Below are 24811 nucleotides of genomic sequence, written 5' to 3' on the forward strand. Positions count from 1 at the left end.
AATCGAAAAGCCACGATACAAGGAGCTGATATGCAAGACCATGATCAGGCCAGAAAACAAATGGCCGAGGACCAGATCGCGGCCCGCGGAATCGCCGACCCGCGCGTGCTGAAGGCCATGCGCACGGTCCTCCGTCACCGTTTCGTGGAACCGGAAGACGAGCACCTCGCCTACACCGACCAGCCGCTGCCCATTGGCCATCACCAGACCATTTCTCAACCCTATATCGTCGCGCTCATGACCGAGGCCCTGGAACTCGAGGAAGAGGACAAGGTGCTGGAAATTGGGACCGGCAGCGGCTACCAGGCCGCCGTCCTGGCGGAGATGGCCACGCAGGTCTACACCATCGAAAAAGTTGAGCCGCTGCTGGCACGCGCTAAGGCGGTTCTTGAGGAACTGGGGTATGACAACGTGTTCTGCAAGCTGCACAACGGTACCCTGGGCTGGCCGGAATACGCGCCCTACGATGCCATTCTGGTCACCGCCGGAGCTCCGGGAGTGCCCCAGCCCCTGGTCGATCAACTGGCCGAAGGCGGCCGAATGATCATTCCCGTAGGCGACCAGGGCCTCCAGGAACTGATCAAGGTGACCAAGAACAAGGGCCGGATCGAAAAACAGGAACTGGGGGGCTGTCGCTTCGTTCCGCTGCTTGGGGAGTATGGGTGGTAGAGATCCCCAGTCCGGCACCACCGCAGCCCAGTTCGACTCGCTGTCGGTATCGGTATCGGGATCGGAAACGAAGCCGTACGGAGGGAGCCTCAACGTTCTCGAACCCGATTCCGATACCGACTCCGACCCCGATTGCCGGAGACAGATTTACATAAAAGTGTGCTGAGTAGTTACGAATCTTTTTCGATTACGATTTCGATTTGGATTGGAGGAATCCTGCGATTGAGGGATGAAAATAGTTCAATTCGGGTCAACGGGTTCACCGTCCTTGATGGAGACGAAATATTCGCTTTCTCCGGGTTCGCCTTCGAGAAGGTCTTCCTCGTCGCTGCGTTCGGGGACGTCCACTCCGGGGGTGCGATCCGCCCTTTCCCAGGCTTCGGGATCGATGCGCAGGTTGTCCTCGATATCATGCACACCGAAAACATCTTCCAGTATTTCATGCAGCAGTTCGACCCGCTCCCGACTTGGCAGGGCTCCCGTTAAAATCACCTTTTGGCCGTCGCAGTCGATCTGCAGGTCGTCGAGTTCGACCCGACGATCATGGCGCAGATGTTCCATGATGGCGCTGCTCAATTCCTCGTCGAACAGCCCCTCATAGCCCAAGTTTACTAATGCGTTGAAGATTATTCATTTTATTTTAGCGTGTTACGTTGGATTTGCGGCATCTCGTAGGCACTACTTTTGTTTCGTGACCACCTTCGTTTTTTTGATTGGCATCCCCGAAGCGCCCAAGACGTTGTAGATTTTCGCTTGTTCGACCGTTGGAGTTGTGCAGTGCCGAATACTCACAATTCCACCATCCTTGACGGGCATGCTGGTGGTCAGAAGACGATGGGTATCAAGGGTTTCCCTGATCCCTGTCCACGAACTGCACATGCCCGCCTTTTTGAGCCTGTACCCGATCCAATGCAAGAGGTGGTAGGCCAGCACGGTTATGAACATGTGACCCTCGATGCGGTCCTCTTTTCGGTGGAAGTTCGGACGCAGGCCAAGTTCGCTCTTCATGTGACGGAAGGCTCCCTCCAGAATCGTCAGCATGATGTAGACCTCCCATATCCGGGCCGGATCGAGGTCGGTGCGACTTGTACGCAGAAAGTAGCTGCCGTCGTAGGGTTTGCCCAGTTTTTTCGGATCATAGGTCCATACGAGATCCACGGCCAAGTCTTCATCTTGTGTGACGTTGATTTCAAAGGCTTTGGAGACTCGCGAATACTGTTTGCGAAGCTTACCGATCTTTTCCAGGACCTTGACGTATTTTTTGAGCTTGTTTTTCTGACTCAGGCCCTCGCGCAACGCCTTGAGTTCGGCTTCCATCTTGTCTTTAGCTTTTGTGACGATACCCTGTTCTTTTTGTTCTTTGGATTGACTTTGACAATGCAGGATCACCTCATCATCCTGAGTGAAGGATTTGACCGTGACGCCGTCTTTAACGGAGACGGCCTCTCCTTCAGGAATTTCTTTGTATTTCTTGCGAGATACGACAATATACGCAAAATTTTGTTCCTTGAGGAAAGCAAGGTTCTCTTCGGTGGCGATTCCGGCATCCATGACCACCGTAGGCTTGTAAAGCGGTAAAACCGGTCGTAGTCCTTGGGATTGTTGATGAAGATCCTTGATCATTTCCTGGAAAGTATGAGCTTCGACGACGTTACCGTCGAAGGTTTTGCTGGACTTGAGGAAACCAAGTTCATCCATGACCAGGCCGAGCGTCACCAGCGGCCTTTGATGCTGCTTTTGCTTGGATCGTCCTCGATGAGCCTTGGAGCATTGCTTGACCGCGCCTTCAAAATGCGTGTTCGTCAAGTCGTATAAGATGATGGTTTCCTTAAGACAGAACACTTTCTTGGCGCGATTGCGCAAAAAGGATTCAATGTGCTCTTTGTTTTCAAAGAGCAGATCCGAAACATTGTAGAGTTCATTTTGGCCGATTCTTGAAAAATCGGTATTCAGGATCAGGTCTAACGCGCTGTTTTCTTTTGCAAAGCGTTTGAGTTCGTTCTCGCTGCAGGGATGAACAAGTCGGCCTACGATGGACAAGGTCGCCAAGTCGGACTGCCTTCTCGTTAAATCAAGTTCTTTGAAGAGATCAAAAAAACCGAGCTGTTGCATGGCATGCACGCCGACATGTTCCGCCCCGACCGACTTCGCCGGTGAAGAGGAGAGTTCACTGACATCTACGGTCAAATAATCCGGGCCTCCCTTATCTTCTTGCGGAGCCTGCTGTTTCTCGGCGATTTTTTGTTGGATCAGGAGCCTGGCAAAGTGGCTCGCCAGTGGTTCAACCTCAGGATCGACTTGTAAAAAGTTTTGGGATCCGAGGTAAATCTCCTCGATCCGATTGGCCAGAGCTTTCCATTTCTCCTTGGGCAACGAGAGCGTTCCCAGCTTGAGAATTGTTCGCTGCCTTGGGCCATTGACCGTTCTGATGGACTCTACGAGAAAGTGAGCATGATAAACTTTCTTCGGGTTTTTGTTTTGTTTGACTTTTTCGCGGATAAACATCGGGCCATTGTAGCATACTCACGAGGCTTGGCAACCCCCAAGGCTATCCATATGGGCACTACAACGACCTTTCCTGGAAGCTCATGTTAATTATATTAAATGCTTACATTCGGAGTCTGCCTGAAAATGACCCGAAAAAATGGTTTTGGGCCCAGCAATTAGTAAACTTGGGATAGGTTTCATTCATCGGCTGCTCGCTTTCCTCCTCTTCGTCCAGTTCCACCACCGGCGGTGCGATGTCCGCCGTTCCACCGCCGGCGCACTCGATACATGTGGCGGTCCAGGGGATGGCCAGCAGGCGTTTTTCGGAAATTTCCTCACCGCATTCCAGACACAGCCCGAACGTTCCGGCTCCGATCCGCTGCAACGCCATGTTCACGGCATTGAGTTCATCCCGGTTGCGCCGGTCCAATCCCTCCAGTTCCTGCTGCATCTTTTCCTGCTGCGCCCGCTCCTCGAACTCCACTTGTGGTTCGCTCAGTCGCAAATTGGCTTCCTCGTTCTCCCGGCGCATCTCGCGCAGATCTTCACGTCGCTTCAGAAGAAGCTGGTTTGCTTTTTCGATGGTGTCTTTTGGAATCATGCTTTCTCCGAGGTTATTTCTTGTTTTTCCGTAACTATTCAGCACATACGGTGCATGACCAGTCCCCAGCTCTGGATTCCGGCTTTCGCCGGAATGACGGATCGGAGCAAGCCGTTTCCCATGTTAGTCATACCGGCGAAGGCCTGCTATCGCTATCCAGATCTATATTCTGGCTCTGCTGAGTAGTTACGTTTTTCCATCATTGCATGTACCGCATCACCCAGGGCAGATAGAACCTGAGCTGCGTCAGTTTGCCGGGCATCAGGGATCGCAGTTGATCGACGAGATAGCCGACGACGAAAGCCTGGGTGACAGCATGTTTCGTGCCGAGATACTGGTGCGTCTTCTCGACCAGAAGCTGCCTGCTGAGATGAAGTTCACCGTGTCGAGCCTGAATCTGTTCCCGCAGCATGCGACGTTTTTGGGAGAGGGTTCGAAATTTTTTGATCACGATGCAGTATCCTCTTTTGGTGGAGTTGGAATCTTGTCGTCCTCTACCGGCTTGGCCGGAATCAGATCCCGGACTGCTCCGGAGAACTCCTGGAAGGTCAGGTTGCGGGACAGGCGGATGATGGAAAAGGCAATGGTCACGGCCAGCAGGATATTCACGAAGATCAGGAAGAACAGAGCCTGAATCAGGTTGAAAACCTGGCTCCAGACGAGCCACACCCCCACGACGGCGTTCATCAGCAGCCAGGCGCTGAGGACAACCACGGCGAGTACCACGGCGAACATGAGCATGGCGGCCATTGACCGGCCGGCCAGGCGAAGCTCGGTGGCGAACAGATCCAGCAGGTCCGTGAACATGGCGCCGCTGGTCCGGGCGATGTCTTGCAATACCGCAGAATAGTCCTTTTCAGAAGGCGGATCAGCCGGCGTCTTCCCTTCCGCCGGCGAGACATTTTCCCGCTGTTCCTGCTGTACGTGGTCCATATCGTTTCTCCTGGATCATTGACTGCAAATTATCATCTTACTCTGGAATCTGAATCCTGATCAGTCGGTAACTATTCAGCACATACTCTGTGGTCACTCGCCAGAGCTGGATTCCGGCTTTCGCCGGAATGACGTATCGTACCACGTACTTTCCAAGTTAAGTCATACCGGCGAAGGCCGGTATCCAGTCCAATTTTTCTCGAATGAGCCGAGTAGTTACATCAGTAGTTACATCAGTCATTGTCGCGCCAGTAATTGTTGGCCGCGGCAATGGTCTGGAAATGGACGGCAACCACATGTGACGCGGCGATGAGGCTGTCCGGATCATGTGCATACGCCGGCCGGAGCGTTTCCAACACTTCCTTGTCGCGCTGGGTTTCGGTCACGCCTTTCCGGGCCAGGACCAGGGCCAACTGGAATCCTTCTTCAGGCGTGGATGTGATCAGGCTGAGCTGCCCGGCAACAGCTTCCTGAGCCTCTTGTTCCGCACTGAGAAGGGTTGTTGTAACCAGACTGATCAACACCAAAGCCGCCATTATTGATGTAATCGAACGCATTTCAACCTTCCTGATCAATTTGTCACGCTTGCCGCAAGTCGAGCAACACGACGATGATCAACGGCCGCAAGTCCGCAAAAGAGTGTGCCACTTTGAAGTGGCACACTCCGCAGACGCTAGTAGTTCTTCGTCCAATCATCGACCTGTTTTTCGGCTTCATCCCGAGCAATGCCGTATTTTTCCTGGATCTTGCCAATGAACTTTTCCCGCTCGCCGTCGATCTGAGTCAATTCGTCATCGGTCAACTTTCCCCACTTGGATTTGATCGTCCCTTTTGCCTGCGACCAGTTTCCCTTCACTTTATCCCAGTTCATGTGACCTCCATAGGCTAGAATGTTATCGTGTAACTGCTTAAAAAGGCTGAGCGTTGAACTGCCCTGAAAAGACCTGGATTCCGACTTTCGTCGAAATGACAGACAAAGGCAGTTTCTTGCGGACCGAAAAGGCAGACCCTAAAAGTTACATCGGCGAAAGCCGGTTTCCGGAAGAGGCTACCCAGCGTGACTGAGAAAAAACGTTATTGAACGCTCCAAGCCAAAAACTGTGGCGCTGCTACCGGCGACGCGTAAAATTCGAAAGCAGGCTGCCGGCCACGAAGGCAATGCCGAGAGCGGTCAGAGGATTTTCCTTGACGTACTCCGTGACCGCCTCGATCAAATCATGTGATCCATGTTGGGCCTGTTCCGCGACGTCGCGAAGCCGGTGTTCCGCCTCCCCTGCCATTCGTGCCGCGAAATCAACGGCTTCGTGCGTTTTTTCAGAAACCTGATCAACGGTCTTGTTCATGATTTTACTCCTTTAGATCAATGTGTTGTTTCAACTCCACCTCAATTGCATCATGCTCCGAGGCGATGACCACAGTGGTCAGGTACTTGGCCTTGATGTGCCACCAGGCCGAGACCAGGAACGCGGTAATCGGAACAGCCAGGATCATCCCGATAATCCCGCCCAAAACGATCCCCCAGAAAAAGAGAGATATGACTACGATTGCTGGATGCAACCCTGACTTTTCTGACATGATCCTGGGCGTGAGCACCCAGCTTTCAATGACCTGAACCACACCAAAGACGACCAAAGTCAGACCCACGAGATGCAATCCACCGTCCGGTTGAATCCAGGCCACCGGAAGAGCCAGGGTCAGGCCGACAATCACTCCGAGAAATGGAACGATGTTCAGCAGGCCCAGGACAAGGCCGAGCAGAATCGCCGCCTGCAGTCCGATCAATGTGAACCCGATTGCCATCATGATTCCCATGAGCAGCGCAATAACCAACTGGCCTTGAAAGAATGCAGTGACATACCCGATGAACATGTTCGTCAGAAACATGATTTCATCCTGCTGTTTTTGACCCAGCACGGTAATCAATTCCGGGGCAGTTTTTCTGAATTTGTGCCCGTCGATCAACATGAAAATCAAAAACAACGGGACGAACAGCATGACGATGAGTACTCCGGTGTACCTCTGCATTCGCTCGATAAACGGCTCAATGTCGAATCCGAAGATGTCGATTTCCGCTGCTTCAATCTTGGCAGCAATGGTGTTCACAAGGTTTGGAAAAGTTTTTTGAAAGGATTCATATAATCCCGTCAGATAGTCCGGTCCGATCCGGATCAATTCACCTATCTGGGCAAGCATTTCCGGAAGCGCCAGAATCAAGACCGCGGCGAGGATAATCAGCAGCAGAATGGTCGTAATGATTACGGCGACCAGACGGCTCGCTCGCAGTTTATCCTGAAAAAAACGAACGACCGGATCCAGAACCAGGGCCAGAACGCCGGCCACGGCCAATGGCAACAGCAGCGAATAGAACTGGGACAATACGATGCTGACGACCCAGAGAACCAGTATGATCAAACCAATGAACGCGACGACCGATGCGAGAACGGCTGTTGCGCGAAAAATACGGTAATCCGTTTCACTAAACAGCCTGGGCTCTTCCTTTGGGCCGTTTTGTTGCATCTTTTTCAGAGCATTGTCTCTGATTTCATTCATTCTGCTGTTATATCACCATTTATGGGTCAAGGATCAAAAATTGGTTCCGATTGCCGCCTGTCGGCAACCGGCTCCAGATGCGGATCAACATTTGAATGTTCGGATCTACTCAGCACTTTCAGGATAGGTCAGAAGCGTTCCGGATTGTCTCGTTTTTTCGGCATTGCCTGTCTGACTGAGCCAGGATTCGTTCATCGATTTATCGTCCAACGCCAGAAGCGCCAGATGAGGTTTGTTCGAGCAATGGTTGGATGTTCCGAAGCCGGCGAAGGAGTTGCAATGCCGAAAAGTCGAGACAATCCGGAACGCAGCTGAGTAGTTAAGATGTACAAGTTAGAATACACCGAGGAGCCAGAGAATGATGATCAAAGACAAAGGTACTCCAAGAAGCCATAAAATGATAGGCATAACGCTACTCCTTGTTCTATGGGTGAATGCACTACCGCTGATAATGCATGGTCAGCATGTTGTCGGAAGCAAAAATTGATGCAACAGGGCCAAATCCAGTGCCGCGACCCGTGTCCCGCCAAACAGCAGGTTCAAAATCAACAAAATCAGGAAAACCACAAAGATGACCTGAGCAATCCAGGAGGCGGTACCGGCAACTCCGGAAAAACCAAGTATTCCGGCAATGATTGCGATGATCAGAAACAGTAGCGCCCAGCTCAGCATATCATGCTCCTTGTGTGTTATCGTGTTTATTGTTGGATTCTGGGAACCGTCCCATAGTGAAGACACAATGGCAGGTTCCCGGAACTTGGCACAGCTACTGCTGTTGCCGGACAATAATCTGGTTGTTGACCTGACGAACCCCATCCACATTGGCGGCCAGTTCACCAGCCCGCTGTCTCTGCTGGGGAGTATCCACCGCGCCGGTTAAATTTACCTGACCTTCAAAGGTTTTGACGCCTATTGCAAATCCGCTGATTGAATCATCAGCCAGCAAGGCGGATTTGACACGTGTCGTGATGCCTGAATCATCGAAAAACTCGCCGGGCGTCCGTCCCGCGGGAGTCTGGCAGGCAAGCAGAGAGGCAAGAATCATCAAAACAAAACCAAATCCCAACATTTTCTTAACATTCAACATGACATTCTCCTTTGATTAAACGTGAATAAAATATTGACAACACATTGATACACGGCAGATTGACGAACAGCAGTCATGGATGATGCGTTCCCGATGGTCCACGTGGTCGACGCATAAGTCCGGTGATGAGCAGGACGAGAAAAATCACGATGAATATGAAGAAAAGAATCCTCGCGATCTCCGCACTGGCCACGGCAATGCCGGTAAAGCCAAAAAGTGCCGCGACAATGGAAATAACCAGAAAAATAACCGCCCAATACAGCATATGCACCTCCTCTGGTTGAATTGACTTTTTCCTCTACAACAATTGGCTCATTCGATGAAACATGCGTTATGACAACGGCAAAAAACTTCACCTAAGAGCAATTAACACTTGATTTTCTTATCGTATATTTTCAGTACCCGGAACAAGTAGGGGAAATATGTATTTCTTATCCAACAAGAAGGTATGCCTGTCCATCTGATCTATAATCGTGATATCGCACTTCTGGTGAACTTACTCTTCATCCACCTGCAGCGGCATTCCTGTTCTCATTTCTCAATAACTGCACAAAGATCGTTAAGAACGACAGCTCACAGGCGCACCTCGGAATAATCATTCTCCAGCAAATTCAATCTACTAAGAGTTCGTCACCAATGGCATTATTATTGATGGTCAATTTTCATTCAAAATCCGGCTTGCCTTGATTCTCGTTCGGGAGTGGACCACCTGCTGCCCTGCTGCGATGACCCAGGACAAAATGAAACCGAAAAGGTAACTACAACCGACCCCGATTGCCGAAGGTAAATCACATAAGGTGCGCTGAGCAGTTCCACCTAAAGCGTAAGAAAAATAGCTTCAGCCGGATGAACCTAATTATTATGTCCTAAGGAGATGAACATGCCGCTGATTCTGGAGAAGTATGAAAAACAGTGGGCCAAATCATGGAACGCTCATCTTGCATTTATGGAGCAATCCCTGAAGGAACTGGAAATGGACATTGACGAGGCGGCAAAGAATGAATGCCTGACCCAGGAATGTTGCGCCACGGTGGAACACGTCATCAATGACCTGAACAGATCGATTCATGTCATCAACAAGCTGAAAATGAAGGGGTATCACCTCTACTCAAAAAGCAGGAAAAGCAGCCGGACACATGGAATTATTCTTCAGTCTCCTGATTCCAATCGATCACGGGATGCTGAAAATCAGTCCATCAGTCTGGAGCATACTTTTTGATGAATGACTGCCCACGCGCAAAAGCGCAGGGGACGTAAAGAAGAGCGAAGCCAAACACCCGAAAACGGCAACCCGGGATCATCCGGGTTGCCGTTTGAGTTTCTGCCTCGGGTTATCGAGAAGCTGCCAGTTCGTTTTTCAGATTCGGCACGAAGTCGGAATGTCGGCGATTGAAGTTGCCGCTGTTGCTGTTGCTGGAGGTGGGAGTCATCAAGGGGGAATCCGCGGAAAAGATGAAGGAGTTCGCATTTCCATTGACCAGTCCATGATCAATGGCAAAGGTGGTCAGTGCGGCGACGTTGTGCAGATCGAGCTTGTTCATGATGTTGGAACGATGCTTTTCAACCGTCTTGCAGCTGATATGCAGCATGGCCCCGATTTCCTTGTTTTTGTACCCTTCGGCCAGCAGCTTGAGCACTTCTCGTTCCCGCTGGGTGATGGAGTCCCAGTCGCTGCTTTCCTTGATTTTCTTGCGGCCGTCCAGATACCCATCCACCACGTTGCCGGCAATACCCGGACTCACGAACTTGTGTCCGGCCATGACGCTTTCGATGGCCAAAAGCAGTTCCTCCCTGCTCGCGTCCTTGATGCAGTACCCGTTCGCACCGGCCTGAAAGGCTTCCAGCACGTACTGATCCGCCTTGTAATCGGTCAAAATCATGATTTTCATGTCCGGAAATTGATCCCGGACTGCATTCAGGACACTCACCCCGCTCAGTCGCGGCAACGCAAGATCCAGCAGCAACAAGTTTGGTGCATGACTTTTGATAGTCTCGATGGCTTCCATGCCGTCGAACACTTCATCGACCACTTCAAGGTCCCCCTTGGCCTCCAGCATCGTTCTCAGGAACTCTCTGAACATTTGCGGCCCAACCACGATGACGACCTTTTCTTTCGACTGCATTGCAACCTCCATTATATATGAAAAAAGGGGGGGGTTCAGGGTGATGCTACATCCGGCTTCGAATCGATTCGGTTTCGACCGCGAGGACACAGTGTCATACACGACCATGCCGGTTGTTCACAGCCCCTCCGCTATGATAAATTGAAGATATCTGCTCTGTTTTACTTTCCACACAAACGGATGATATATTGCTTACACATATTTCCATTCATTGCAAGACGAACTGATCAATTGATTCGATCATCAAGCCGTCGATAACGGCAACTCGATGATTGATCTTGTATATTCGCCTTCCGTGCTTTCATAATAGAGCCGGCCGCCATGATTGGAGATGATTCTTCCGGCGATGCTCAATCCCAACCCGGTTCCTGTTCCGGAAGGTTTTGTGGTGAAGAACGGCTTGGTGATCCGATCAAGATTTTCGGGAGCTATTCCAACCCCGTAGTCCAGAAAATCGATCCTGACATGCGGCCGATCATGAACGTGGATCTGTTCGACTCGGATTTCAAGGCGCTTGTTGTCATGCCGACCCTGATATTTTTCATTCAGGGCATGACGCGCATTGGTAATGATATTGATGAAAACTTGCTGGATTTCCTGAAAGTTGACATCCACTTCCGGAAGATCGTCGGGAAGGTCGACCTTCAGGTACACGCCATCCTTTCGCAGCTTGGTTCGAGTGAGAATAATGGTTTCCTCAAGAATTGCCGAAACCTGGGCCGGAGTCTGTTCATTTTGCCTGTCCCGAGCATAGGAAAGCAAGTTGTTGACGATCCGGCCGACCCGTTCACCCTCCTTGACGATGCGCCGGCCAAGGTTCTTTTCCAGACTGTCGGGGGCGGATTCGTTGATCAGGATCTGGCCGTAGTTGATGATTCCCATGATGGGGTTGTTGATTTCATGCGCGACTCCGGCAGCCCATTCGCCCACCGCGGCCAGGTTTCCGGCCTGAATGCGTTCCGCCTCCAGGACCATCTTCTCGGTCACGTCGCTGACCCACAACAAAACGCTGCCGCCATGCTCGCCGTTGCTGATGGGGTAGGCCTTTATCTCCAGTGCCGTTCCATCATGGTTGACGATATCGATCACCTTATCTTTCGCTTCAAAACACCTTTGGACCAGGCAGCCATTGGATGAAGTCGCGCCCTCGCGCAGCATTTTCAGGCAATATTTCCATACGCCGTCTGCAGCCTCGCCACTGGATCCATGAATTCCGAAATGGTTGGACCACAACAGTTCAAACTTCGGCGAGACCAGGAGCAATGTGTCGCTGATTGCATTCAGCAGGCTGGACAGTTTGCGCTCGCGATGCGTTTCGCCGGATTCGACAACCCAACCTCTCGAGACCGTCGCCGGATCGTCCCGCGGAATGGATTCGTCACCGCCGGTTTCGCCGCGGAAGGTCAAAGCCGTATTATTTTGTTCGACTGGTGCATTATCCAGATACAGCGCCCATATTTTGTCCAGGATGCGCTCATGCAGTTCGCCTGGTTCATCCAAGAGCAGGTGATGGACATTTTCACGTTCAGCGCCCTCAAGCACTTCCGCGACATCTATCCACGATGTCCCATCATCGATTCCGTCGTGCCGATAGTCCAAGGGAATATACCCTTGCAGAGGTGGAAACTGTTCCAACGCCGGCATTGATTTGTTATTCGTCCGCGATGGTCCTTCCGAACGCGGAACCTGAAAAATCTTGCGCGGGCGCAATATGGAGCGAGGCATCTTTTTTACTCCATCATCCTGAGAAAGATGATTTCTTTTCACCTTTTTGATCTCATGGACATTATCGCAGGAGCATGGAACGGAAAATTGGTGGGCGTCGCCCTTGTTTCCATTCACCAATTTCCCTTTATATTTCCCTTTTGCATTTGTTTCCATCATGTGTGTGCATCCTCATGGCTTTGCATAGGTGCAAAATAGTGATTATTTTCGTTCATCAACAACACTCAATTTTGTCGCTGTTCAGACCATGGCTAATCAAATTGAGTGCCAAAGTTGGACTAGACTTAACCTATCTGAATATTTTATTTTTATAAAATATCCTTTTGCACATGACACACTATTCTTGAAACTCAAGAATGACTTTTTAAGAATTCCAGCCATTTGGAAGAAGAATACAACCTCAAAACCTGATTCCTTTTTCTCAAGAAAATGGAATCAGAATTGTGGAATTTATGACCATCACAGAATGTTTTTCGCTTTTTGTTTTGTGATTCCAGAGAAATAATCCAGCCATGACATTGGCATCATATTTGATGGAAACAGGGGATACATCGAATCCGCTACATTTTCATCAGCAGTTGATTTCATGCGGGTATCAACCTTTGTCCATTGTAGGAGGAAAAAATGTCAGACACGGTAGTCAAGTCGAGGTATGAAAAGAAATCGGCGGAATCCTGGAATATCTTCCTTTCGTCCTTGGAGGAGTCGCTGAACGACCTGGAAAAGGACATCGACGAAGCCGCCAATATGCAAGGCGTCTGCACGGATGAATGGTGTGAGGCTATCGAGCATGTCATCGACGATCTGAACAAGAACCTGTTCGCCATCAGCGAACCGAGATGGGCTTCCAAGGAAGAGTCCAAGCGGATCAAGGAATTGCGGAAACGAGTCTACGACCTGTACGCCAAGTACAAGCAGACGGCTCAGGGAACTCAGACCGCCTGATTGGAATAAAGTCTTTTTTTGATGAGTTTTAATGTTTTAACCTGAAAGGAGTGCATCATGGCTAACGTAGGTGAAATCTATAAGTGTGAAATGTGCGGCAACGTCGTGGAAGTAAAGGAAGCCGGCAGCGGCGAACTGTCCTGCTGCGAAGCTCCCATGGTCAAGCAATAACCCCGCTTTGCTTTGTCAGCCAACACGGCGCCCGGAGAAACCACTCCGGGCGCCGTTTTTTTTTCAACGAATCGAAATCGAAATCGTAATCGTCTGGCCGCACTGGTGGATGTCTTGATTTCAAGCACCCAACGCTTCGTGTCCTTCGTGCCCTTCGTGGTTAAATCTCTGAGGATTTTTCCACCACGAAGGACACGAAGAGCACGAAGGAGCGGAACAAGGCTGGCCGCACTGGGGTGCGGCGGTCCCAGGGGGCTTGCGACTCTTATCGAAATCGAAATCGAAATCGTCTGTCCGCACTGGTGGATGTCTTGATCTCAAGCACCCTACCCTTCGTGTCCTTCGTGCTCTTCGTGGTTAAATTTCTGAAGATTTTTTCACCACGAAGGGCACGAAGGGGATAGAGAATGATGGAGCCGCACTGGGGTGCGGCGGTCCCAGGGGGCTTGCGGCTCTTATCGAAATCGAAATCGCAATCGAAATCGTCTGGCCGCACTGGTGGATGTCTTGATTTCAAGCACCCCACCCTTCGTGTCCTTCGTGCTCTTCGTGGTTGAATCTCTGAGGAATATTTCACCACGAAGGGCACGAAGAGCACGAAGGGGGAAGAGGAAGAGTCGATTTCGATTGCGATTGCGATTTCGAGGGAGAAAAGGCGGGAGTTAGTCTTTCTTTTCCTGGTGGGTGTGGAAATACAGGACCGGGATCAGGAGCAGGGTCAGGGGGACGGAGATCAGGACTCCGCTGGCCAGGGTCAGGCCTAAAGGTTCAAGTGATGGTTCAAAGATCAGCACGCCGCTGCCGAACATCACGGTTGCGGCGGTGAGGATGATCGGCCGGGTGCGTTGGGCTCCGGCCTGGATCACGGCCTCTCCCAATTCCATGTCTTCCTCCTGGCGTTTGCGGATGAAATCCACCAGCAGGATGGAGTTGCGGGCCACGATTCCGGCCAGGGCGATGACGCCCAGAATCCCCGTTCCGGCGATGTCGATGCCCCAGATCCAGTGGGCCGGAATTACGCCGATGAAGATCAGCGGTATCGGCATCATGATCAGAAACGGCAGGCCGTACGACCCGAACCATCCGGCCAGCAGGACGTAGATGATCAGCATCACCACCGCTCCGGCCGCCCCCAGATCGATGTACACGTCCCGGGTCATTTCCCATTCCCCGGCCCAATAGAGGCTGGAATGCGTGGTGTCCTCGGGCAGTGACAGCCAGCTTATGGGAATCGCCTCCTCGCCGTACTCCCGGCGCAGGTCCTCCTGGACATCCTGCTGCACGGTCACGGCCTGGGCAATGGAACGGTCCAGATCCGCCACGACCGTGATCACCGGGAGCTGATCGCGACGGTAACGGACGGGATCACCGGCCTGGAAACGAAAATCAGCCACTTCTTCCAGGGGCGCCGACATTCCGGTACGGCCGGGAACATGCAGCGCCCTAAGCGCATCGGCATTGGCGCGCCGGTTTTCATCCAGCCGCAGGATGATGGGTACCGGATCTCGGGACACGACGCCCGGCAGATCAGCCACATGCCGGCCCTCCACGGCCAGGCGCAGGGTGCGCGTAATCTCCCCGGGCACGACGCCGTAGGCGGCGGCGCGCTGGGGGTCGATCTCGATGTTCAGTACGTCCAGCGGCGCTCTCGGGATCATCTCAATCCCCACCACGCCGGGCTGGCGGCTCAGAGAGCGTTTGACGCGCTGGGCGAGGATTTCGCGGGCTTCGGCATCCGGCCCATAGATTTCCGCGGTGATGTCCCGGTCGTTGGAAGGACCGGAGGGAATCCGACCGATGTACCCGAAGGCGTCGTACGGGGCCAGCCAGTCGCCGAGCCGGCCGGCCACTTCCCGGCCGACTTCGTAGCTTTGCCGCTCCCGCTCCTCCTGGGGAACCAGCTCCACATGGACGGCGGCCAGATGCGGCGGCGTGTCCTGGGGCACGGGGATTTCCGCGGGCGGATAGATCAGCGGTCCTTCCAGGCCGGCATAGATGGTCAGGCTCTGCACTTCCTCCAGTTCCCGGAGGTGCCCGCTCAGGGCGGATGTGGCGGTCAGGGTTTCGGTGAGTGTTGATCCGGCGGGCAATTCCACATGGACGACGAACACCTGGCGATCCAGAAGCGGCGTCAGTCCGACCTGCACCAGACGGAACCAGACCATGGAAATGCTTGCCAGAAGCAGGACGACCAGAGCCAGATACAAAATCCAGCGCAGAAGTCCGCGAGCCAGAAAGGGCCCGATCACGGCCCGGTAGATCCGGGTGTACCGCTCCCCTTCTTTGCCGCCGTTCTCTTCCTGATCATTTTTGCTTGCGGAGGCGTCGACCTTCAGCAGGCGCAGGCCGAAATACGGCGTGATGCTCAGGGCAATGAGCAGCGAAAACATCACGGCCACGGATGCGCCCACGGGAATGGCCCGAATGTACTGGCCCATTTCGCCGGTGATGTAGGCCGTGGGCAGCAGGGTCGCCACCACGAGCAGGTCGGCGAGGATGGTGGGATTGCCAACCTCGTTCACGGCCCGCACGGTCAACTCCCGGCTTTTTTCGCCTGCCTTGCGAAACTGCCGAGATATGTTCTCCAGCATGACCACGGCATCGTCGGACAAAATGCCGATGGCCAGGATCATGGCCGCGATGGATACGGGGTTCAGGGTGAAGTCGAACCGGTTGTAGACATAGGGCACGATGGCCAAGGACGAGGGCATCATCATGGCAATGATCACCGCGGCCCGCCAGCCCAGCCCGATCCAGATGATCCCGACAACCACCAGGGTTCCGGACAGCAGCTGCCGCAGGACCCTGCGCACCCGTTCCGTGGCGTCCTTGCCGGCATCATATCCCGCCGTGAGCCGGACATCCTCCGGGAGCAGCTCGAACCGCAGCTCCTCCATCCGTTCCAGAACCCGGTTGGTCACGTCGCTGACATTGCGCCCGGCCAGGGTGGTCACCCCCAGGGTCACGGCGGGATATGCCTGGGCCTGATCGCGGCTCCAGTAAAGCACCGCCTCCTTGCGCGGTTCAATGCCGTCCCGAATGTCCGCGACGTCTTCGAGGTGGACCGGGCCGAAATCCCCCTGCCCCACGGGAATGCGCGCCAATACCCGGCTGTCGCCGATGTTCGCTCCGGATCGGACCCGGGTCACCGGTGCATCTTCCAGCGTGCCCGCCGGAAGCTGTCCGGCGAGACCGGCAAAGGCCTCCTCGAGCTGATGGAACCGGATGCCGCGGGCCGCCATGTCTTCCGGGCGCGGCAGGACTTCCACGGCCCGCGCCTCGCCGCCGTGACGGGTAATGCTCCGGACTCCGGCCACCGGTTCCAGGCGGGCGGCAAATTCTCCGGCAATCAGCTCCAGTTCCCGGGGCGAACGGCTTGGGCTGCTCAGGGTGGCGATGAACATGACCAGGCGCTGCTCGCCGAAGGTCTCGATCACCACCGGGCCTGCATCCACGGGCAACAGTTCCGCGTTGGCGCTGAACACTTCCTGCAGTTCGGCGAAAGCCGTGGATTCGGCGGTGCCGGCCTCGAACTCCACGGCCAGCAAGGCCGCATGATCCGTGCTGCTGGAACGGACTTCGGTCACCGTGGCGAGGCGGCGGACCCAGGATCCGGCCTTGCGCGCCAACTGGTCGTCCACTCGTTCCGTGCCGCCGCCGGGCCAGGGGATGATCACCATGGCCGTGGGCACGTCGATGTCCGGGCGATCTTCCCGGGGCGTGACCAGCAGGCCGTAGCCGCCCAGTATGAGGCAGGAAATCACGAACAGCGGCACCAATGGGGAATCAAGGAGTCGATCCGCGATCCATCCGGCCAGTCCCAGTTTTTCCATCAGCGCGTCGGCGTCCTTTCCGGAATCACCCGTTGCCCCTCCCGAAGTTCCAAAGAGGGGTTCACAACGACGATTTCTCCGGGCTGCAGTCCCTGGGCGACAGGAACCAGACCGCCCTCGCCATGGTCCCTGGCCGTGACGCTGATCCAGCGCAGTTCAAGGACATGCCCGCCATTCTCGCCATTCTCCTCTTGCACCACCAGAACGCTGTTCAACTGCCCGCGGCGGATCAGCGCGTTTTCAGGCAGAGCCGCTTCAACCCGGCCATCCATGTCCCGGTCCTGAACCAGCACGTCCACGACATGACCCGGTTGCAGTGCATCCGGCGGTGCGTCCAGGGCAAGGCGCAGACGCTGCCCCACCGCGGCCTCCTCCAGAGCGGGAATAACGGCCACGAATTCCGCCCGAACGGGCTCGGTCATCAACGGACTGGCCACGGAGAGGGATTCTCCGGTCTGCATTCGATGGGCGATGGGCGTCGGCACGACCACATCAATCCGCAAGGTGGAGCGGTCCTCCAGAATCACGATCGGGGTGCCGGGTCCGACGAATGCGCCTTCGTCCATGGCGACCTCGCTCACGATGCCGGGAAACGGCGCGGCAAGGTTCGCGTAGTCCAGATTGACACGCTGCGCTTGCAGTTCGGCTGTTGCCTGCCGGACCGCGGCGTCGAGTTCCTGCTCTCGAACCTGGGCCTGCTCCAGCCGGTTGCGGGCCACGAGATCCTCGCTGTACAGCCGCTGCAGGCGCTGGACGTTCTTTACGGCCTGCGCGTGGGCGGTTTGCGCGGCCGTCAGTTGTTCCCCGGCAGCGGCAATGGCGGCCTCCACTTCCCGGGATTCGACGATTGCCAGCAGGTCCCCGGCCTGAACCTGTTCCCCGGCCCGCACGGGAATCGACTTCACGGCGCCGCTCATGCGCGTGCTCAGCGTTGCCCGCCGTCCCGGCCGGACCACGCCGGGAAACCGGCGAACCGTCTCCGTGGGCCAGGGCTGCACTTCGGCGGTTTCCACCACCACCGGCTCGCTCCCCTCGTTCCCGGTCACGGGCTGCCCGTTTCCGGCTTCTGAGCAGCCGCACAGCATCAGCACGGCAATCACGGTCAGGAGGATTCGAACCCGGAACGAGAGCCGTTCGGCACGCCATTGCCGACCCGCGATGCGCGGCCATGGATCATGGTGAAGCTCCGCTGGGTTCATGGCCGCTCTCCGGACAGCGCCAGGAGCGGATCCAGGCCATGGCTGAGGTAGGCGCTCATGGACGCCACAAGCGCACGGTACTGATATCGGACCTGTTCCAGCCGGCTCTGGTGCAGAATGGCCTGGGCAGCCAGCAGATCGGTCATGCTGCCGAGACCTTCCTCGTATTGCCTTCGGGCCAGGGTTGCCGCGGTGGACGCGGATTCCAGGGCAAGGGTGGATGCCTGCCACGCGGACCAGCCGGCGTACCATGCGCTGGAGGCGGTTTCCTGCTCCCGGGTCGCCTCCCGGCGGGCCTGGGACAATTCGATGCGCGACAGGCTGGTTCGGGCCCGCTCCTCCGCAATGTCTCCCTGCCGGTCCATGCCGGCGAAAAGGGTCCACTGCAGATTCACGGCCACAACCCAGCTGTCGCCATCCGTGTCGATGGGCCTGGAGCTGTCGAACCATTGCTGGCGGGCCAGGAAATTGACCCGGGGCAACCACCGCGCTCCGGCCCGTTCCAAGCCCGCCGCGGCCGCTTCCACCCTGGTCTCCATGGCCAGCAGATCCTTGCGCGGCGCGGCGGGATACACCTCGGTCGGGGGCAGGGGCCGAGGCAGATCGCTGGTCAGGATAAGGTCTTCCCAAGACGGCAACCCCAGAAACGTGGCCAGATCCGTTCGCGCCTCGTGCAGGTCGCCCCGGGCCTCCATCAGCCGGGCCCTGTTTGTTTCGTATTCCGTATTCGCCCGCAGCACGTCCAGCCGCGCTACAAATCCCTCCTCGTAGGCCCGCTGGGCCGCCACAAGGGCCTGATGCGAGGCCTCCACGGCCATCACGCCGGCATTGACCGCATACTCGCCCACGGCCACGGCAAAGTAGCGCCGGGCCGTTTCCAGGCGGACCATTTCCGCGCCCCACTCCCGGGCCAGACGGCGCGTTTCCACACCCAATCCGGCCTGTTTGCGGACTTTCCAGCCATCGACATTGATCAGCGGCTGGACCACCTGGAGGGCGCTGACCGTCCCTTCCACCGGGCCGAAATCCCGGGTGACCAGGCGGGGCGGAAGAGTCAGCGTGGGCAGCGTGATGTCGTTGATGAGCGAGGAATCCGCGCGCAGCCAAGTGGCGTCGGCGGTCAAACGCGGCAGGAAGACCTGGGCGGAACGGGTATGGCCGGCCTCGGCAATGGCCTGCTCGGCAGCCAAGCTTTGCAGCTCGGTGGCATGGCGATGCGCCAGATCCAGGGCGTTCTCAAAGCTGAGTTCCATGGCCCGGGCAACGCCGGACGTGAACACGAGAATCGTCGCCACAAGAACATGCAGCAGTCGGCGCAAACAAGCTTCGTTCAAAGAGGAAGATCCGTGATTTGCAATTGGATTGTCAGGCATGAAATCATAGTGGATGTCGCCCTTGCAGTCGGGCGGTTACGATTGCGCCGGGAGCTTGTCCCGGCTGAACCCCGGTAGGGGCAGGAGGATACCGCCGCCTGCTTCGAACATCTCGCGGATTTGGCGCTGGATGCCCGAAGCCGTGCGGCGGTGGAAATGGATGTGTGGAACCTGAGTCGATGGTCCCTATATCAACAGGGCAGGATTGGAAATCTACCCGATATTCGCTTTCTTGGCGTATGACTCCACTATGGATTCATACTTCTCGTGAATCATTTGTCTGTCGAACTCCAGGAACTCTTCCAGCAAGGCCTCGTCTTCCTGGTCGGTGAAATAGTTTCTGGAAGCCGGGAAAAAGTCTTTGTCTTCCTTTTCAATGTGTCCGGGATACAGCTCAGCCAGAGCTTGAAGATTTTGCGCAATCTGTTCCAGAGCGGATGCATCGCCCTTGCGATACCGCTCATTGGCCTCTACGATATTGCGAACGATCTTTCTCCCGAACACATGGTCTTCGATCAGTTCGTCCATCATTTTTCGGTCTTCAGTGGACAAACCCTTTTGGTCAAGTTTTTTGAAGAGAATATCCTCTTCTTTTCCGTGATGCGTTCGGTCGGCATAGGTCCGGATGAAATCAACGGCAACATCCACCAGATCAGGGTCGATCCGGTTTCCTTTCCGGATATACTCCACTGTTTCCTTGATCAGCGTTATCATCCGCTCAATCAACCGGTGTTCTTTCATCAAATGCCCACGGGCCTGCATCACGCACCTCCTCTTTCCATTCACCAGCTATCTGGCGTAATTTTCCACGGTCTTCTCCGGTTGGACACGAACGGAATTACGCAGGTAGCTCTGAACATGAAACACTTCGCTTTTGACAAATTCTTCAGCCGCGTGGACCGTATTCCGGAATACGTCTTTGTCAGGAAATTTTCTTTGATCCAATAAGCGCTCCTTTTCCTCGCGCATGCCGTTGCCGATAAGGTCGCAGATCTCATCCAGGGCCATGCCGGCGTCATTGCCTGAGGCCTCGATGTTCACCACCATTCCCGGTCCCACGGCCAGACCGAGAATATCCAGGATGCTCTTGGCATCCGCTTTCTTGTTCTCTACGCACAGGTTGATGTCTGCATCAAACGACTTGGCCTTCCTGGCCAGCATGGCCGCAGGCCGGGCATGCAATCCATACGGGTCGTGAATCGTGACTTGCCTGACAATCATATTTGTATTGCTCCTTTACGTGAAATAATGAACTTTTATTGATTGAAATGTGACAAAATTAGTAACTGTTCAATAAACTGTGGCAAGCATGGTCTGGATGCCCGCCTTCGCGGGCATGACGTGCTTGTAAAAACGTTCGCATTGAGGTCATTCCCGCGAAGGCGGGAATCCAGCTTCAAGGGTAACGCGCAGTCCGTGCCCGACCTTTTTTTGAGCAGTTACCCAAATTGACGTAATCAGCCACCACCGACCACGTCGACCATGATTGAAGTACAAGAAAAATGCCACCGCTGAACATTTGCTACAAACATGAATTTACAGCTTAAAATATTCTCTGGCTGTTTCGGATGCGCTCTATTCCACAATAACAAGATTTATTTTCTCAAGAAATGAGACAGCAGAAATTATGAACCGCCCGCTTCGCTTGAGGCGCGGAGGACGCCAAGGAAAACATTATTGGAAAGCAGGGACAGAGCTGCTTTCCAAAAGGATTGCTCCCTCTGGAGGTGAAAAGCATGGTCGCTGTCAGGAGTGAAGCCCTTTTGGCTTCCGCATCTTTCCAGCGGAAGTCAAAAAATCGTAACTACTCAATAACTCCGGGCAGTGAACCATAGAAAAAACACCTGGACCCCGGCCTGCGCCGGGGTGACGACCGAGAGAACTCGCTTTCGAGGTACTCCACTCCGTCATACCGGCGCAGGCCGGCGCGTTCCGCTATCCAGGCAGCACGGATCCGCGGTGGTTCGTTGCCCTGCCTTATTGAGCAGTTACAAAAAATCTTCCTGGCGTCCTCCGCGCCTCAAGCGAAGCGGGCGGTTCAATTCCTCATGCTTAACACTTCCAGCCGGATTCCCCACTTCATCACTGCAGCACCTGATCCCGCAGAGCAGCCATCTCCTCTTCCAACCGCTTCGTGATCAGCTTGTGTTGTTCCTGGTCCCCGCCTTTTTTGCGGACTTCATCACGCAGTTTCGCTGAATCCATGGGTTTGCCGAAATGGATCACGATGTTCACGAACCGCGGCATGGCGCGTCCGGGTGGCAGCGCCCGGTGCGCTCCCTCGATGAACACGGGAATCACCGGCACATCGTATTCGCCGAGCAGCAGGCCGATTCCGTTCTTGAAGGGCTGCAGTTCCCCGTCTTTGGAACGCTGGCCTTCAGGAAACCAGACCAGCGGATGTCCGCCTTTGAGAACCAGCGCGCCGTAGGCGAGGCTGGACAGCGGTCCCAGGGTCTGATCTATGGGGATCACCTGTCCGATACGGCTCAGGGCGCGGAGTACGGCATTGCGGTACAGAATTTCCGAGAGACCGGCCCAGAAACATGGCCTGGTCCGGCCGTAGCCCAGGGCCACGGCCATGGCCAAGGGATCGATGTAACTGACGTGGTTGGGCAACAGGACGAAACGCCCTTTTTGGGGCACGTTTTCCAGACCCTTGGCGGAAACGCGAAAGCAGATCTTCATGATCACAATCAGGAGCGCATAGAACACCACCGCCACCGCGTGGGCCGCCGAACCCCGCGGCTTGGCCAGGCTGCGTTGCTCTTCCGGAATCACGGTTTCCGGCTCCCGCAGCGGCTGCCTGCCCTCCGAGGCTTCAACCTGTTCGGAGTCGGCGACCTCTTCCATGAGTTCGCGCACTGTCTGGATGCGCTCGAACCAGGTTTCATCCACGGCAACGCCCACGCTTTCCTCGATCTCCATGGACAGCTCCACCCAGCCCATGGAATCGACCCCGAGATCGAATTCCAGGCTGGCATCCGGCGACAGCGGCTGATCCGGGTACCGCCGGACCAGCATGTCCCAGAGCTTTCGGACCCGGTCGTCTCCCAGCAGGGCCCGGTCTTCGCTCTGCATCTCGCTGATCGGCATCGGCTCCTTCCTGGGCGCTTTTCCGTGCCCCTTGCCCGCTTTCACGGCGTCGTAGGCTTCCTGGAGTTGCTTGCGCTTGAGCTTGCCGAGCCGGGTCCGGCTCAAGGGTTCCCGCGTCACCTCGACCCGGGAGATGCGCTGGTAGGAAGGCAGACCGGAAGCCCGCTCGTTCAGGGCCTTGCGGATGATCTTGGCCAGCTTTTCCGGATCATCGGAATGTTCGCGCAACAGTTCCTTGTTCGGCACCACCAGCGCGGCCAGCCTGCCTTCATCCGCGACGATCCCGATTTCATCCACCTGGCCGCTTTCCTCATAGGCGTCCTCGACCTTTTCCGGATCGATGTTCTCGCCGCTTTCCGTGACGATCATGGTGGAGACCCGGCCATGCAGGTAGACGTAGCCTTCGGCATCGATGTGCGCGATGTCCCCGGTGCGGAACCAGTCGTCGGAGAAGCTTTCCTCGGTCTTTTCGGGCAGGCCGTCGTAGCCGCGAAAGACGTTGTCCCCGCGGGCAAGCAGTTCGCCCCGCTGTTCCTGCCTACCTGCTCCGCTGTCGTTCGGGCCGGCTTCGGACAGGGCCGAGGGATCGATCTTCAATTCCACCCCCTGGACCGCCTGACCCACCGACGCATAATGCGCCTCTCCAGGCTTCTTCAGGGTGAGCAGCGGAGAGGTTTCGGTCAGACCGTAGCCCACGGCCGTGGGCCATCCCAGGGCTTCCAGATCGCGGGCCAGATCCGGATCAAGGGGCGATCCGCCGGAGGCGAAAATGCGCACCCTGGGACCGGCGCGCTTGTGGACCGAGCGGAATACCTTGCGCCCCAGCCCCAGGTTGAAGCGCTCCCCGAACCGGCAGACACTCAGAAGGCCGCGAAAGGCCGCGGCGGCCATGCGGCCGGATTTGGCCACGCGGTCCTGGACGCTGTTGAACAGGGCCCGGTACAGCCTGGGCACGCCAATCACGATGCTCGCTTCGCCCTCGCGCAGGGCCCGGGAAATCGCGGGGCCGGTCAGGGCATGGGGCAGAACGATGGGCACGTTCAAGGCCAATGGCGCCAGCATCCCGATGACCACGGGATAGACGTGATGCAGGGGAAGCGGGAGCATGATCCGGTCGTTGTCCGCCAGCAGCCCGGAATTTTCGAGCATCCGGATCTGGGAGATCACGTTCTTGTGTGAGAGGGGCACTCCCTTGGGAGCGCCCGTGGTGCCCGAGGTGTAGAACAGCACCGCGATGTCGTCGGGATCGCTTTGGGGTGGCGTGTCCGCCCCAGAGCCGGACGGAGGCTCGACCACAAGACTTCGCCAGCTTTGTTCGCCGTCTTCTTCCCCGTCCTGGTCCCGGTCCAGCAGATACGTGGGTAAATCCGGCACATTGTCGAGTTGCCGCAGCCGACGAGCGACCCTTCCGGCGGCGAACACCATTTTCGCGTTGCTGGCATTGAACACGTGTTCCAGATTCTCGTCGCCCAGTTGCATGTCCACCGGCGTCATCACCCCGCCCACGCGGAAAATCGCCAGAGCTGCAATGAAGAATTCCGGCGAGGCCGGAGCGAGCAGAAGAACCCTGTCTCCCGTCCCGATGCCCTGCTCGCTCAGCCCCCGGGCCAGCTTGAGGGCGGTTTCGCCGATAAAGCGCGCGGTTCGTCGTTCAATATCGTCGGAAGTCATCCTGATCACCGCGGGAACATCCCCCGCTGCAACCAGATCGTCCGCCAGACTGGTCAAAGTCTTGTTCACCTTCTCGGAATTCCGGGTCATCTGTTCCTCTCTGCTGTATCCGTCCATTTTCGTTTTCCGGAGCCATGGAATTCAATGATTTACCTTTGGCACAAGGAATGCTCATTCCTTGGGGTAACAATATGAGTGCCAGAATATGGATGATGACTAAAAAATCGGAATTATTATATTTTATGTGAATCTAGAGGACGCGGGATGCATTGGTTATCGTCGGACAAGAATGATTTCTTATGAATTGATATTGAGACGAGGAAATGTTTCAGACGCCCCCCCCCGGGA

At 55.5% G+C, this 24811-nt stretch carries 23 protein-coding genes and 1 pseudogene; 4 read left to right on the top strand and 20 right to left on the bottom strand.

Translation table 11 applies throughout. The features are described 5' to 3' along the window. The first annotated feature begins 30 nt into the window (after positions 1-30). The gene (locus tag ACYQ15_RS06185; RefSeq protein ID WP_459936655.1) at positions 31-669 is read left to right on the top strand and encodes a protein-L-isoaspartate(D-aspartate) O-methyltransferase; all 639 of its coding nucleotides are present in this window, start codon (positions 31-33) and stop codon (positions 667-669) included. Between the two features lie 240 nt (positions 670-909). Here ACYQ15_RS06185 and ACYQ15_RS06190 read toward each other — a convergent pair whose 3' ends face one another. The 12 genes from ACYQ15_RS06190 to ACYQ15_RS06245 all read right to left on the bottom strand — a co-directional run bounded on the left by ACYQ15_RS06190 (position 910) and on the right by ACYQ15_RS06245 (position 8592). Next, positions 910-1275: a BON domain-containing protein gene (locus ACYQ15_RS06190; RefSeq protein WP_459936656.1), complete on the bottom strand. Its 366-nt coding sequence runs from the start codon at positions 1273-1275 to the stop codon at positions 910-912. Between the two features lie 72 nt (positions 1276-1347). After that, complete coding sequence (locus tag ACYQ15_RS06195; protein ID WP_459935669.1) at positions 1348-3174, bottom strand: IS1634 family transposase; 1827 nt, start codon at positions 3172-3174, stop codon at positions 1348-1350. A 103-nt stretch (positions 3175-3277) separates the two neighbouring features. Next, positions 3278-3757, bottom strand: coding sequence for a TraR/DksA family transcriptional regulator (locus tag ACYQ15_RS06200; protein WP_459936657.1), 480 nt, complete (start codon positions 3755-3757; stop codon positions 3278-3280). Positions 3758-3956: 199 nt separating this feature from the next. Continuing rightward, positions 3957-4208: a hypothetical protein gene (locus ACYQ15_RS06205; protein WP_459936658.1), complete on the bottom strand. Its 252-nt coding sequence runs from the start codon at positions 4206-4208 to the stop codon at positions 3957-3959. Then, positions 4205-4690 carry a hypothetical protein gene (locus ACYQ15_RS06210; protein WP_459936659.1) on the bottom strand — a complete coding sequence of 162 codons (486 nt, stop codon included), beginning with the start codon at positions 4688-4690 and terminating at the stop codon, positions 4205-4207. Before ACYQ15_RS06210 ends, ACYQ15_RS06205 begins: the two co-directional genes overlap by 4 nt. Positions 4691-4923: 233 nt before the next feature. Next, positions 4924-5247 (bottom strand): hexameric tyrosine-coordinated heme protein, encoded by a 324-nt coding sequence (locus ACYQ15_RS06215; RefSeq protein ID WP_459936660.1) that lies wholly within the window; start codon positions 5245-5247, stop codon positions 4924-4926. 116 nt (positions 5248-5363) lie between these two features. Next, positions 5364-5561: a CsbD family protein gene (locus ACYQ15_RS06220; RefSeq protein ID WP_459936661.1), complete on the bottom strand. Its 198-nt coding sequence runs from the start codon at positions 5559-5561 to the stop codon at positions 5364-5366. A gap of 238 nt (positions 5562-5799) precedes the next feature. Continuing rightward, on the bottom strand, positions 5800-6033 hold the full coding sequence (locus tag ACYQ15_RS06225) for an ElaB/YgaM/YqjD family protein (protein ID WP_459936662.1): 234 nt from the start codon (positions 6031-6033) through the stop codon (positions 5800-5802). A gap of 4 nt (positions 6034-6037) precedes the next feature. Further along, complete coding sequence (locus tag ACYQ15_RS06230) at positions 6038-7240, bottom strand: AI-2E family transporter (RefSeq protein ID WP_459936663.1); 1203 nt, start codon at positions 7238-7240, stop codon at positions 6038-6040. Positions 7241-7699: 459 nt separating this feature from the next. Next, positions 7700-7912 carry a DUF1328 domain-containing protein gene (locus tag ACYQ15_RS06235; protein ID WP_459936664.1) on the bottom strand — a complete coding sequence of 71 codons (213 nt, stop codon included), beginning with the start codon at positions 7910-7912 and terminating at the stop codon, positions 7700-7702. A 94-nt stretch (positions 7913-8006) separates the two neighbouring features. After that, entirely contained in the window at positions 8007-8327 is a 321-nt protein-coding gene (locus ACYQ15_RS06240; protein ID WP_459936665.1) for a BON domain-containing protein, read from the bottom strand. A 73-nt stretch (positions 8328-8400) separates the two neighbouring features. Beyond that, a complete protein-coding gene (locus tag ACYQ15_RS06245) occupies positions 8401-8592 on the bottom strand; it encodes a DUF1328 domain-containing protein (protein WP_459936666.1) in 192 nt (63 codons plus the stop codon). Between the two features lie 615 nt (positions 8593-9207). Between ACYQ15_RS06245 and ACYQ15_RS06250 the strand changes: the two genes are divergently transcribed. Further along, positions 9208-9546, top strand: a complete 339-nt coding sequence (locus ACYQ15_RS06250; RefSeq protein WP_459936667.1) for a hypothetical protein — start codon at positions 9208-9210, stop codon at positions 9544-9546. 112 nt (positions 9547-9658) lie between these two features. Here ACYQ15_RS06250 and ACYQ15_RS06255 read toward each other — a convergent pair whose 3' ends face one another. Beyond that, entirely contained in the window at positions 9659-10450 is a 792-nt protein-coding gene (locus ACYQ15_RS06255; RefSeq protein WP_459936668.1) for a response regulator, read from the bottom strand. A 243-nt stretch (positions 10451-10693) separates the two neighbouring features. After that, a complete protein-coding gene (locus ACYQ15_RS06260; RefSeq protein WP_459936669.1) occupies positions 10694-12175 on the bottom strand; it encodes a sensor histidine kinase in 1482 nt (493 codons plus the stop codon). 624 nt (positions 12176-12799) lie between these two features. On the opposite strand from ACYQ15_RS06260, the gene ACYQ15_RS06265 reads away from it, so the two are divergent. Together ACYQ15_RS06265 and ACYQ15_RS06270 are read left to right on the top strand one after the other, a co-directional pair. Further along, positions 12800-13120, top strand: coding sequence for a hypothetical protein (locus ACYQ15_RS06265; RefSeq protein WP_459936670.1), 321 nt, complete (start codon positions 12800-12802; stop codon positions 13118-13120). A gap of 57 nt (positions 13121-13177) precedes the next feature. Further along, positions 13178-13279, top strand: a pseudogene (locus ACYQ15_RS06270) (desulfoferrodoxin FeS4 iron-binding domain-containing protein); the annotation flags it as partial. A 674-nt stretch (positions 13280-13953) separates the two neighbouring features. On the opposite strand, the gene ACYQ15_RS06275 reads toward ACYQ15_RS06270, so the two are convergent. The 6 genes from ACYQ15_RS06275 to ACYQ15_RS06300 all read right to left on the bottom strand — a co-directional run bounded on the left by ACYQ15_RS06275 (position 13954) and on the right by ACYQ15_RS06300 (position 24580). Then, complete coding sequence (locus ACYQ15_RS06275) at positions 13954-17124, bottom strand: efflux RND transporter permease subunit (RefSeq protein ID WP_459936671.1); 3171 nt, start codon at positions 17122-17124, stop codon at positions 13954-13956. Then, entirely contained in the window at positions 17124-18323 is a 1200-nt protein-coding gene (locus ACYQ15_RS06280) for an efflux RND transporter periplasmic adaptor subunit (RefSeq protein ID WP_459936672.1), read from the bottom strand. The genes ACYQ15_RS06275 and ACYQ15_RS06280 overlap by 1 nt, the downstream gene beginning before the upstream one ends. After that, the gene (locus ACYQ15_RS06285; protein ID WP_459936673.1) at positions 18320-19657 is read right to left on the bottom strand and encodes a TolC family protein; all 1338 of its coding nucleotides are present in this window, start codon (positions 19655-19657) and stop codon (positions 18320-18322) included. Before ACYQ15_RS06285 ends, ACYQ15_RS06280 begins: the two co-directional genes overlap by 4 nt. A gap of 252 nt (positions 19658-19909) precedes the next feature. Continuing rightward, positions 19910-20458 carry a hemerythrin domain-containing protein gene (locus tag ACYQ15_RS06290; protein ID WP_459936674.1) on the bottom strand — a complete coding sequence of 183 codons (549 nt, stop codon included), beginning with the start codon at positions 20456-20458 and terminating at the stop codon, positions 19910-19912. A 27-nt stretch (positions 20459-20485) separates the two neighbouring features. Next, a complete protein-coding gene (locus tag ACYQ15_RS06295; protein WP_459936675.1) occupies positions 20486-20917 on the bottom strand; it encodes an HPr family phosphocarrier protein in 432 nt (143 codons plus the stop codon). A gap of 861 nt (positions 20918-21778) precedes the next feature. Continuing rightward, a complete protein-coding gene (locus ACYQ15_RS06300; RefSeq protein ID WP_459936676.1) occupies positions 21779-24580 on the bottom strand; it encodes an AMP-binding protein in 2802 nt (933 codons plus the stop codon). Between the last annotated feature and the right edge of the window lie 231 nt (positions 24581-24811).

The organism is Desulfonatronum parangueonense, assembly GCF_054656975.1.